We start from the raw sequence: 11,577 nt of genomic DNA, 5'->3' as shown, positions 1-11,577 counted from the left end.
AGGTACGGAGAATAATATGAAACGTGCATTTATTATGGTGCTGGACTCATTCGGCATCGGTGCGACTGAAGACGCTGAACGCTTTGGCGACGTCGGTTCAGACACCATGGGCCATATTGCAGAAGCTTGTGCCAAAGGCGAGGCTGACAACGGCCGTAAAGGTCCGCTCAATTTGCCTAATCTGACCCGCCTGGGGCTGGTTAAGGCCCATGAAGGTTCTACCGGTAAAGTTGCAGCCGGTATGGACGGCAACGCGGAAGTTATCGGCGCTTACGCATGGGCGCATGAGCTCTCTTCCGGCAAAGACACCCCGTCAGGCCACTGGGAAATCGCCGGCGTGCCGGTTCTGTTTGACTGGGGCTACTTTCCTGAGCATGAAAACAGCTTCCCGCAGGAGCTGCTTGATAAACTGGTTAAGCGCGCAAATCTGCCGGGCTACCTCGGCAACTGCCACTCTTCCGGTACCGTTATCCTCGATCAACTGGGCGAAGAGCATATGAAAACCGGCAAGCCGATTTTCTATACCTCTGCTGACTCGGTGTTCCAGATTGCCTGCCATGAAGAGACCTTTGGTCTCGATAAGCTGTACGAACTGTGCGAAATCGCGCGTGAAGAGCTGACCGAAGGCGGCTACAACATCGGCCGCGTTATTGCGCGTCCGTTTATCGGCGACAAAGCCGGTCACTTCCAGCGCACCGGTAACCGCCACGATCTGGCCGTTGAGCCGCCGGCACCGACGGTGCTACAGAAGCTGGTTGACGAGAAAAAAGGGCAGGTGGTTTCGGTCGGTAAAATCGCCGACATCTATGCCAACTGCGGCATTACTAAAAAAGTGAAGGCGACCGGTCTGGATGCGCTGTTTGACGCCACCATTAAAGAGATGAAAGAAGCGGGGGACGAAACCATCGTCTTCACCAACTTCGTGGACTTCGACTCTTCCTGGGGCCACCGCCGAGATGTTGCTGGCTATGCTGCGGGTCTGGAGCTGTTCGATCGCCGTCTGCCGGAGCTGATGGAACTGGTAGGGGAAGATGACATTCTGATCCTGACCGCTGACCACGGCTGCGACCCGACCTGGACCGGTACTGACCATACCCGCGAACATATTCCGGTACTGATTTATGGCCCGAAAGTGAAGCCGGGTTCGCTGGGTCACCGCGAAACCTTCGCCGATATCGGCCAGACTCTGGCAACGTACTTCGGTACGTCTCCGATGGAATACGGCAAAAACATGCTGTGATTTTTTGCCCGGTGAGTCACGCTCACCGGGCCTTTTTTGTCAGCCTGATTAGGCGTAGCCGCCATCAGGTATAACATTCAGAAGGATTTAACGATGGCTACTCCACACATTAACGCAGAAATGGGCGATTTCGCTGACGTTGTGCTGATGCCTGGCGACCCGCTGCGCGCGAAGCACATTGCCGAAACTTTCCTTGAAGATATCCGTGAAGTAAACAACGTCCGCGGTATGCTGGGCTTCACCGGTACCTATAAAGGCCGCAAAATTTCCGTTATGGGTCACGGTATGGGTATCCCCTCCTGCTCCATTTATGCGAAAGAGCTGATCACCGACTTCGGCGTCAAAAAAATCATTCGCGTAGGCTCCTGCGGCGCGGTGCGTATGGACGTTAAACTGCGCGACGTGGTTATCGGCATGGGCGCCTGCACCGACTCTAAAGTTAACCGTATGCGTTTCAAAGACCACGACTTTGCGGCGATTGCCGACTTTGGCATGGTGCGTAACGCGGTTGACGCGGCAAAAGCGCTGGGCGTTGACGCTCGCGTGGGCAACATCTTCTCTGCTGATCTGTTTTATGCGCCGGACGGCGGTGAGATGTTCGACGTAATGGAAAAATACGGCATTCTGGGCGTGGAAATGGAAGCGGCCGGGATCTACGGCGTCGCGGCGGAATTCGGCGCGAAAGCGCTGACCATCTGCACCGTATCTGACCACATCCGTACCCACGAGCAGACCACGGCTGCTGAACGCCAGACGACCTTCAACGATATGATCAAAATCGCGCTGGAATCCGTTCTGCTGGGCGATAAAGAGTAATCATCTCTTCCTCCCTCTCCCTATGGGAGAGGGGCGACGTGATCTGACCGCACGTTAGCGTACCGCGCCGGCAATCCACGCCGACAGCTCACGCAGCTCTTTCTCCTGCTCCGGGAAATCAACGAATAAAGCCTCGCACTCCTGCTGCAGCATATCCGCGCGGTACGGGCAGCCCTGCAGTCGGGCGGCAAGCGCTTCCAGCGGTGCCGGGTTAAGGCTGTCGGTAAAGACCTGAGTGCGCGTGATATGGCCTTTTTCGACGTCGAAATGGAGCTCTACGCCGCCCCAGGTAAAACGTTTGTCCAGCAGATGGCTGAAAGCCGGTGCCTGGCCAAAGTTCCACTCCCAGCTGCTCTGGCGAGCAAAGGTCGCGGCAAAATTCGGCAGGTCCGGCATTTTCTCCGGGGAGATCACTTCTGCAGTGACGCGTTCGCCGTAATGGGCGAAAAACGCCTCCTGGATCGCCTCGCAGACCTGCTGATGGGTAATGCCCGGTAGCAGCTCGACCAGATTGGCTACGCGCCCGCGTACGGAGGTAATGCCTTTAGCCTGCAGCTTTTTCTTATCGGGATTGAGGTAGTTGGCCAGACGGTTTAAATCGGCGTTCAGCAGCAGCGTTCCGTGGTGAAAGCCGCGATCCATCGTTTCGCGATAGGCGGAGCCGGAGACTTTTCGGTCGCCTTCAGCGGTTTTTACGACCAGATCGTTACGGCCTGAGGCTTCCGCCGTGACGCCCAGCGAATTCAGCGCCGTCAGGACGATATTCGTGGAAACGGTTTTATCGTACTCTGGCTTTCCGGCCATAAAGGTAAAGCAGGTATTGCCCAGATCGTGGAATACCGCGCCGCCGCCGCTGCTGCGACGCGCCAGGCGCACGTTGTCTTCTTCCATACGTCGGGTGTTGCACTCTTTCCACGGGTTTTGTGCGCGGCCAATGACCACCGTATCGGCGTTGCGCCACAGAAACAGCACCCGTTGAGTTGCGGGCATCTGGCGAAAAATGGACTCCTCAACCGCCAGATTGAACCAGGGGTCGTAAGAGTCAGAGAGCAGCAGGCGCAGCGTGGGCATAGCGATTTCCTTATTCTGATTCATCTTTATCTTCATCCTGCACCGGCTTATTGGCGGTAAGCAGGAAAGGCGATTGCTGCCAGCGGGTACGTTTTCCCTGCAGCAGGGTGCGCGTCAGGACGACGCCGATAGCCAGAGATAGCAGCAGCATCAGACGCAGGATATTGGTGGTATTATCGACCTGCTGCGCTTCGGTGGCTAACGTGTGGGTATCCAGCGTCAGGCGCAGGTAGCCGAGCGGCCCGTTTTTACCCTGAACAGGCTCAACGATTTGCTGGTTGAAGTAGCCGCCCGCTTTTTTCCCGTCCAGCGCCAGCCGATCGCGTACCTCGACGCTTTCGCCGGAACGCGCCACCAGGTCACCCTGTTCGTCATACACGCCGGCGTCGAGGATCCGGCTTTTATGGGTAAGCTGGTCCAGCAGCTGGCTAATTCGCTTTTCGTCGGGCGTTTCGCTGTGCATCAGCGGCGCCAGGTTCAGCGTGACCTGCTGGGCGAGCGTGCGGGCCAGTTCTTCCAGCTGCGGATTGCGCTGCTTCTGACTGTTCTGGCTAAACCACGAAGCGCCCTGCATAAGGGCGACGAGGAGTGCGAGACAGATCAGAACTATCACCGCGCGATGCAGCCGGAATTTAAGTTTTGCGCGTACCATATTCCACCTTTGAAAATTTGCAGCTTAATGTTGCCAGAAGCGCTGGTTACAAGGTAGCCTCATGCGTTATTTTCCTCGCCTGAATGAAGTTATGTGGAGCCGTGATGCCAAACAGTTTGACCTGGTGCGACCTGCCTGAAGATGTTTCCCAGTGGCCTGGATTGCCGCTTTCCCTGAGCGGTGATGAGGTTATGCCGTTGGATTATCATGCCGGACGTAGCGGCTGGCTGCTGTATGGTCGCGGTCTCAACAAGCGTCGTCTGACCGAGTGGCAGCGGGAGCTGGGGGCGGCCCTGGTGATTGTTGCCTCCTGGGCGGTTGACGACTATCAGGTGATTCGTCTGGCTGGTTCGTTAACGCTACGAGCGACCCGTCTGGCCCATGAGGCCGGGTTTGACGTCGCGCCGCTGGGGAAAATCCCGCATTTACGCACGCCGGGCCTGCTGGTTATGGATATGGACTCGACGGCGATTCAGATCGAGTGCATTGATGAAATCGCCAAACTGGCCGGTACCGGCGAGCTGGTCTCTGAAGTGACCGAGCGCGCGATGCGCGGCGAACTTGATTTCACCGCCAGCCTGCGTCAGCGGGTAGCGACGCTGAAAGATGCCGATGCCAATATTCTTCTGCAGGTGCGTGAAACGCTGCCGCTGATGCCGGGGCTGACCCAGCTGGTGCTGAAGCTGGAAACGCTCGGCTGGAAGGTGGCGATCGCCTCCGGCGGCTTCACCTTCTTTGCCGAGTATTTGCGCGACAAGCTGCATCTCGACGCGGTGTTCGCCAACGAACTGGAGATCATGGACGGTAAGCTGACCGGCAACGTCATCGGCGATATCGTCGATGCGAAATATAAAGCCAGTACGCTGCGTAAACTGGCGGAAAAGTATGAAATCCCGCCGGCGCAAACCGTCGCTATTGGCGATGGCGCAAACGATCTGCCGATGATTAAAGCGGCAGGACTCGGCATCGCCTATCATGCTAAGCCCAAAGTGAATGAACTGGCGGAAGTGACAATCCGCCACGCTGACCTGATGGGGGTATTCTGTATTCTCTCCGGCAGCATGAATCAAAAGTAAGAGGTTAACGTGGCGAAAGCTCCAAAACGCGCATTTGTCTGTAATGAATGCGGTGCGGATTATCCGCGCTGGCAGGGGCAGTGCAGCGCCTGTCATGCCTGGAATACCATAACCGAGATGCGCATTGCCGCTTCGCCGCAGGTGGCAAGAAACGAACGCCTGTCAGGTTACGCCGGTAATGCCGGCGTATCGAAGGTGCAAAAGCTCTCTGATATCAGCCTCGAAGCGCTGCCGCGCTTTTCGACCGGATTTAAAGAATTTGACCGCGTGCTCGGCGGCGGCGTGGTGCCGGGAAGCGCGATTCTGATCGGCGGTAACCCCGGCGCGGGCAAGTCGACGCTGCTGCTGCAAACCCTGTGTAAGCTCTCCGAAGGCATGAAAACGCTCTACGTCACCGGGGAAGAGTCGCTTCAGCAGGTGGCGATGCGCGCTCACCGCTTAAGTCTGCCCACCGCCAACCTGAATATGCTGTCAGAAACCAGCATTGAGCAGATTTGCCAGATTGCCGACGAAGAAAAGCCGCAGCTGATGGTTATCGACTCCATCCAGGTGATGCATATGGCCGACGTGCAGTCGTCGCCGGGCAGCGTGGCTCAGGTGCGCGAAACGGCGGCCTATTTAACGCGCTTTGCCAAGACGCGCGGCGTGGCGATCGTCATGGTCGGCCACGTGACCAAAGACGGCTCGCTGGCCGGGCCGAAAGTGCTGGAGCACTGTATTGACTGCTCCGTGCTGCTCGACGGCGACGCCGATTCTCGTTTTCGCACCTTGCGCAGCCATAAAAACCGCTTCGGCGCGGTCAACGAGCTGGGCGTATTCGCTATGACCGAGCAGGGGCTACGTGAAGTGAGCAACCCCTCGGCTATCTTCCTGAGCCGCGGTGACGAAGTGACTTCGGGCAGTTCGGTAATGGTGGTCTGGGAAGGTACCCGACCGCTGCTGGTGGAGATCCAGGCGCTGGTCGATCACTCGATGATGTCCAACCCGCGCCGCGTGGCGGTGGGGCTGGAGCAGAACCGTCTGGCGATCCTGCTGGCGGTACTGCATCGTCACGGTGGTCTGCAGATGGCTGACCAGGACGTGTTCGTCAACGTTGTTGGCGGTGTGAAGGTCACAGAAACCAGCGCCGACCTGGCGCTGCTGCTGGCGATGGTTTCCAGCCTGCGCGACCGTCCTCTGCCGCAGGACCTGGTGGTTTTCGGCGAAGTGGGTCTGGCGGGCGAAATTCGCCCGGTGCCGAGCGGCCAGGAGCGTATTTCCGAAGCGGCTAAGCATGGTTTTCGTCGGGCGATTGTTCCGGCCGCGAATGTGCCGAAAAAAGTGCCGGAAGGGATGCAAATCTTTGGCGTGAAAAAGCTTGCGGACGCGCTAAGCGTCTTTGACGACTTATAATAAGTTAAAAGGAGACTCGCCATGTCGTCATTTGACTATTTAAAAAGCGCCATAAAGCAGAAGGGCTGTACGCTACAGCAGGTGGCGGACGCCAGCGGAATGACAAAAGGCTACCTGAGCCAACTGCTGAACGCCAAAATTAAAAGCCCCAGCGCGCAAAAGCTCGAAGCGTTGCACCGGTTTCTCGGGCTGGAGTTTCCACGTCGGCAAAAAAGCGTTGGCGTGGTATTTGGTAAGTTTTACCCGCTGCACACCGGGCACATCTACTTGATTCAGCGCGCCTGTAGCCAGGTCGATGAGCTGCATATCATTATGGGCTACGACGATCCCCGCGATCGCGAGCTGTTTGAAAAGAGCGCGATGTCGCAGCAGCCAACCGTGCCTGACCGCCTGCGCTGGCTGCTGCAAACGTTCAAATATCAAAAAAATATCCGCATCCACGCCTTCAATGAAGAGGGAATGGAGCCTTATCCGCACGGCTGGGACGTCTGGAGCCGCGGGATCCGCGCCTTTATGAGCGAGAAGGGCATTGAGCCTAACTGGATCTACACCTCGGAAGAGGGCGACGCGCCGCAGTATCTGGATCATCTGGGGATTGAAACCGTTCTTATCGATCCTAAACGCACCTTTATGAACATCAGCGGCGGGCAGATTCGTGAGAATCCGTTCCGTTACTGGGAATATATTCCTACCGAAGTGAAGCCCTTTTTCGTACGCACGGTGGCGATCCTCGGCGGTGAGTCGAGCGGGAAGTCGACGCTGGTGAATAAGCTTTCCAATATCTTTAATACCACCAGCGCCTGGGAGTATGGCCGCGACTACGTCTTTTCGCACCTCGGCGGCGATGAGATGGCGCTGCAATATTCCGACTATGACAAAATCGCTCTTGGTCATGCGCAGTATATTGATTTTGCAGTAAAATATGCCAATAAAGTGGCATTTATCGATACTGACTTTGTCAGTACTCAGGCGTTTTGTTTGAAGTATGAAGGGCGGGAACATCCCTTTGTTCAGGCGCTGATCGATGAGTATCGCTTCGACCTGGTCATTCTGCTGGAAAACAACACGCCGTGGGTAGCCGATGGCTTGCGAAGCCTTGGCAGCTCCGTAGACCGCAAAGAGTTCCAGTCGCTGCTGGTGTCGCTGCTCAGGGAGAACGAGATAGATTTTGTGCATGTGAAAGAGGCTGATTACGACGCCCGCTTCCTGCGCTGCGTTGAGCTGGTGAAAGAGATGATGGGCGAGCAGGGATAGGCCTTCTGCGGCCTGATGCCGCATGAATCCCTGGCCCGTCTAAGCGCAGCGTGAGCCGGGGAAATGGCTGAAGCGGTATTGCAGTTGGTTTCCCGGCTGGCGGCATGAATGCCTGAGCCGGGCTACAACACTCTCCCGGCGGGAGAGTGACAAATATTAAAAAGGGCAACCTGCGTTGCCCTTATGCTCTTATTTCGCAATACGTTTGTACTTGATACGCTTCGGCTCCAGCGCATCGGTGCCGAGGGTGCGTTTCTTATACTCTTCGTATTCGGTAAAGTTACCTTCGAAGAACTCCACCTTACCTTCATCCTGGTAGTCCAGAATGTGGGTCGCGATGCGGTCGAGGAACCAGCGGTCGTGCGAGATAACCATCGCGCAGCCCGGGAACTCCAGCAGGGCGTTTTCCAGCGCGCGCAGGGTTTCGATATCCAGGTCGTTGGTCGGTTCATCGAGCAGCAGGACGTTACCGCCAACCTGCAGCAGCTTCGCCAGGTGCAGACGACCGCGCTCACCGCCGGACAGTTCGCCAACGCGCTTGCCCTGGTCAACGCCTTTGAAGTTAAAGCGGCCCACGTAGGCGCGGCTCGGCATCTCGGTGTTGCCGATCTTCATGATATCCAGCCCGCCGGAAACTTCTTCCCACACGGTTTTGCTGTTGTCCATAGCGTCGCGGAACTGATCGACGGAGGCCAGCTTGACGGTTTCACCCAAGGTGATAGAACCGGCGTCAGGCTGTTCCTGACCGGACATCATGCGGAACAGGGTCGATTTACCCGCGCCGTTAGGACCGATGATGCCGACGATAGCGCCCTTCGGTACTGAGAAGCTCAGATCGTCAATCAGCACGCGGTCGCCGTAGGACTTACGCAGATTGCTGACTTCCACGACTTTATCCCCCAGACGCGGGCCTGGCGGAATAAACAGTTCGTTGGTTTCGTTACGTTTCTGATACTCGACGTTGTTAAGCTCTTCAAAGCGCGCCAGACGGGCCTTACCCTTAGACTGACGGCCCTTCGCGCCCTGACGGACCCACTCCAGCTCTTTCTCGATTGACTTACGACGCGCCGCTTCCTGAGAAGCTTCCTGCGCCAGACGCTGGTCTTTCTGCTCCAGCCAGGAGGAGTAGTTACCTTCCCACGGAATACCTTCGCCGCGGTCAAGCTCAAGGATCCAGCCGGCCACGTTGTCGAGGAAGTAACGGTCGTGGGTAATCGCCACCACGGTACCTTCGAAGTCGTGAAGGAAACGTTCCAGCCACGCTACGGATTCCGCATCCAGGTGGTTAGTCGGTTCGTCGAGCAGCAGCATGTCTGGCTTTTCGAGCAGCAGACGGCACAGCGCGACGCGGCGGCGTTCACCCCCGGAGAGATTGGCGATTTTCGCGTCCCAGTCCGGCAGACGCAGGGCATCTGCGGCGCGCTCCAGCTGCACGTTCAGGTTATGGCCGTCGTGCGCCTGGATAATCTCTTCAAACTTGCCCTGCTGAGCGGCGAGCTTGTCGAAGTCGGCATCCGGCTCAGCGTACTTCGCGTACACCTCGTCCAGACCTTTCAGCGCATTGACCACTTCGGCCACCGCCTCTTCAACCGACTCACGTACGGTCTGCTCTGGATTGAGCTGCGGCTCCTGCGGCAGATAGCCGATTTTCAGGCCCGGCTGCGGACGAGCTTCGCCTTCGATATCGGTATCAATGCCGGCCATGATGCGTAGCAGGGTAGACTTACCGGCGCCGTTCAGACCGAGAACACCGATTTTTGCGCCAGGGAAGAAGCTCAGGGAGATATTTTTCAGAATATGACGTTTCGGCGGAACCACTTTGCCGACACGATGCATGGTATAAACGAATTGAGCCACGTTGGACTTCGCCTCTCATTTATAATGATAGATAGTTTTCAAAGGCGAAGTGTAGCCTTTTTCGCGCTTTAATCCCAGCGAGGCGATGGGTTTCACAAAAGAGTAAAAAAATGTCCGGGACGTGGCGCGATTCGCGTTGTCTGATTAGCATATCTACGTAATACCTGAAATTTTTGCCCGCGGCATGATGCTGCTGTGATGTACCTGAATAGAGGAAGAGCTTGTGGAAAAAGCCAAAACTGTGACGTGGCGTCTTCTGGCCGCCGGCGTAAGTCTGCTGACGTTAAGCCAACTGGCGCATGCGGATTCACTGGATGAACAGCGCAGCCGCTATGCTCAAACTAAACAGGCATGGGACAACCGACAGATGGATGTCGTCAATCAGCTGATGCCCACCCTGACGACCTATCCGCTTTATCCTTATCTCCAGTATCGTCAGATAACCGACGATCTGATGAACCAACCGGCGCTGGTGGTCACCAATTTTATCGCCGCTAACCCTACGCTGCCTCCCGCACGATCGCTGAAATCCCGCTTTGTTAACGAACTGGCGCGTCGCGACGACTGGCGAGGCCTGCTGGCGTTTAGCCCGGAGAAACCGACCGGTACCGAAGCGCAGTGTAATTACTACTATGCGAAATGGAACGTCGGCCAGACTCAGGAAGCCTGGGATGGGGCGAAAGCGCTGTGGCTGAGCGGCAAAAGCCAGCCAAACGCCTGCGATCGGCTATTTGGCGCCTGGCGGGCCTCAGGTCAGCAGGATCCGTTGGCCTATCTTGAACGGATCCGTCTGGCGATGAAGGCGGGAAATACCAGCCTGGTAAGGGTTCTGGCCCAGCAGATGCCGTCCGATTATCAAACGATTGCGACGGCGGTTATCGCGCTGGCTAACGATCCGAATAGCGTTATGACCTTTGCCCGTACAACCGGCGCGACGGATTTTACCCGCCAGATGGCGGCGGTCGCCTTTGCCAGCGTTGCGCGGCAGGACGTGGAAAATGCGCGCCTGATGATCCCTTCATTAGCGCAGGCGCAGCAGCTTAATGAAGATCAAATCCAGGAGCTGCGTGACATCGTCGCCTGGCGACTGATGGGCAGCGACGTGACCGAAGAGCAGGCCATCTGGCGCGACGACGCTATCATGCGCTCCCAATCGACTTCGTTGGTGGAGCGCCGGGTACGTATGGCGCTTGGTCTTGGCGATCGTCGCGGCCTGAATACCTGGCTGGCGCGTTTGCCGATGGAAGCGAAAGAGAAGGATGAATGGCGCTACTGGCAGGCCGATCTGCTGCTGGAGCGCGGGCGCGATGATGAAGCGAAAGATATTCTGCGCTCGCTGATGCAGCAGCGCGGTTTCTACCCGATGGTCGCAGCCCAGCGCCTGGGCGAGGAGTACACTTTCCGTATTGATAAAGCTCCCGCTAATCTCGATCCGGCGCTGACCTCCGGGCCGGAAATGGCGCGAGTCCGCGAGCTCATGTACTGGAATATGGACAATACCGCCCGCAGCGAGTGGGCCAATCTGGTCACCAGCAAGACCAAAGATCAGCAGGCACAGCTGGCGCGTTACGCGTTTAATCAGAACTGGTGGGATCTCAGCGTTCAGGCCACGATCGCCGGGAAACTGTGGGATCAACTGGAAGAGCGTTTCCCGCTGGCCTATAACGATCTTTTCAAACGCTACATCAGAGGGAAAGATATTCCGCAAAGCTACGCGATGGCCATTGCGCGTCAGGAGAGCGCCTGGAACCCGAAAGCCGGTTCACCGGTAGGTGCCCGCGGTCTGATGCAGATTATGCCGGGTACGGCGACGCATACGGTGAGCATGTTCAGTATCCCTGGCTATAGCGGTCCATCGCGGCTGCTGGATCCGGAAATGAACATCAACATTGGTACCAGCTATCTGCAGTATGTTTATCAGCAGTTTGGCAATAACCGTATCTTCGCCTCAGCGGCCTATAACGCCGGGCCAGGGCGGGTGCGCACGTGGCGGGGCAACAGCGGCGGCCGTATTGACGCGGTGGCGTTCGTCGAGAGCATTCCGTTCTCTGAAACGCGCGGCTACGTCAAAAACGTTTTGTCCTATGATGCCTACTATCGCTATTTTATGGGCCAGAAAGATGCTCTGCTGAGCGATGCGGAGTGGAAGCTGCGCTACTAGCGCTGTCGTTTTCGGGCAACATAGCAAAAGGCGATGTTGCCCGAAATCCGTAGAGTCC

General features: G+C 57.0%; 9 protein-coding genes. 6 read left to right on the top strand and 3 right to left on the bottom strand.

All coding sequences use genetic code 11. The features are described 5' to 3' along the window. Window positions 1-16: 16 nt before the first annotated feature. Window positions 17-1,240: a phosphopentomutase gene (gene deoB, locus HMPREF3178_RS24055; protein WP_004108462.1), complete on the top strand. Its 1,224-nt coding sequence runs from the start codon at window positions 17-19 to the stop codon at window positions 1,238-1,240. 93 nt (window positions 1,241-1,333) lie between these two features. Then, window positions 1,334-2,056, top strand: coding sequence for a purine-nucleoside phosphorylase (deoD, locus tag HMPREF3178_RS24050; protein ID WP_004108460.1), 723 nt, complete (start codon window positions 1,334-1,336; stop codon window positions 2,054-2,056). A gap of 54 nt (window positions 2,057-2,110) precedes the next feature. On the opposite strand, the gene lplA is transcribed toward deoD, so the two are convergent. Together lplA and HMPREF3178_RS24040 are read right to left on the bottom strand one after the other, a co-directional pair. After that, the gene (gene lplA, locus HMPREF3178_RS24045; RefSeq protein WP_029496751.1) at window positions 2,111-3,127 is read right to left on the bottom strand and encodes a lipoate--protein ligase LplA; all 1,017 of its coding nucleotides are present in this window, start codon (window positions 3,125-3,127) and stop codon (window positions 2,111-2,113) included. Window positions 3,128-3,137: 10 nt separating this feature from the next. Then, on the bottom strand, window positions 3,138-3,779 hold the full coding sequence (locus HMPREF3178_RS24040; protein WP_004108456.1) for a YtjB family periplasmic protein: 642 nt from the start codon (window positions 3,777-3,779) through the stop codon (window positions 3,138-3,140). Window positions 3,780-3,883: 104 nt separating this feature from the next. Between HMPREF3178_RS24040 and serB the strand changes: the two genes are divergently transcribed. From serB to nadR, 3 genes are read left to right on the top strand one after another with little or no spacing between them, the layout of a single operon-like run. Continuing rightward, window positions 3,884-4,855 (top strand): phosphoserine phosphatase, encoded by a 972-nt coding sequence (gene serB, locus HMPREF3178_RS24035; RefSeq protein ID WP_004108454.1) that lies wholly within the window; start codon window positions 3,884-3,886, stop codon window positions 4,853-4,855. A 9-nt stretch (window positions 4,856-4,864) separates the two neighbouring features. Then, the gene (gene radA, locus HMPREF3178_RS24030; protein ID WP_004108452.1) at window positions 4,865-6,247 is read left to right on the top strand and encodes a DNA repair protein RadA; all 1,383 of its coding nucleotides are present in this window, start codon (window positions 4,865-4,867) and stop codon (window positions 6,245-6,247) included. Between the two features lie 21 nt (window positions 6,248-6,268). Next, window positions 6,269-7,501, top strand: a complete 1,233-nt coding sequence (nadR, locus tag HMPREF3178_RS24025; RefSeq protein WP_004108450.1) for a multifunctional transcriptional regulator/nicotinamide-nucleotide adenylyltransferase/ribosylnicotinamide kinase NadR — start codon at window positions 6,269-6,271, stop codon at window positions 7,499-7,501. A 189-nt stretch (window positions 7,502-7,690) separates the two neighbouring features. Here nadR and ettA read toward each other — a convergent pair whose 3' ends face one another. Further along, window positions 7,691-9,358, bottom strand: a complete 1,668-nt coding sequence (gene ettA / locus HMPREF3178_RS24020; protein ID WP_017145039.1) for an energy-dependent translational throttle protein EttA — start codon at window positions 9,356-9,358, stop codon at window positions 7,691-7,693. Window positions 9,359-9,581: 223 nt separating this feature from the next. Between ettA and sltY the strand changes: the two genes are divergently transcribed. Then, window positions 9,582-11,519: a murein transglycosylase gene (sltY, locus tag HMPREF3178_RS24015; RefSeq protein ID WP_017145038.1), complete on the top strand. Its 1,938-nt coding sequence runs from the start codon at window positions 9,582-9,584 to the stop codon at window positions 11,517-11,519. Window positions 11,520-11,577 lie beyond the last annotated feature (58 nt).

The organism is Klebsiella sp. HMSC09D12 (assembly GCF_001808475.1).
In the GTDB taxonomy this organism is placed as follows: domain Bacteria; phylum Pseudomonadota; class Gammaproteobacteria; order Enterobacterales; family Enterobacteriaceae; genus Klebsiella; species Klebsiella oxytoca.
The sequence above is the reverse complement of the archived record's forward strand: the minus strand, read 5'-3'. Positions and strand labels throughout refer to the sequence as shown.

Bases quoted from the DNA above. Each gene is read 5' to 3' on its own strand.
- deoB (WP_004108462.1), top strand. From the start codon at position 17: ATGAAACGTGCATTTATTATGGTGCTGGACTCATTCGGCATCGGTGCG.
- deoD (WP_004108460.1), top strand. From the start codon at position 1,334: ATGGCTACTCCACACATTAACGCAGAAATGGGCGATTTCGCTGACGTT.
- lplA (WP_029496751.1), bottom strand. From the start codon at position 3,127: ATGCCCACGCTGCGCCTGCTGCTCTCTGACTCTTACGACCCCTGGTTC.
- HMPREF3178_RS24040 (WP_004108456.1), bottom strand. From the start codon at position 3,779: ATGGTACGCGCAAAACTTAAATTCCGGCTGCATCGCGCGGTGATAGTT.
- serB (WP_004108454.1), top strand. From the start codon at position 3,884: ATGCCAAACAGTTTGACCTGGTGCGACCTGCCTGAAGATGTTTCCCAG.
- nadR (WP_004108450.1), top strand. From the start codon at position 6,269: ATGTCGTCATTTGACTATTTAAAAAGCGCCATAAAGCAGAAGGGCTGT.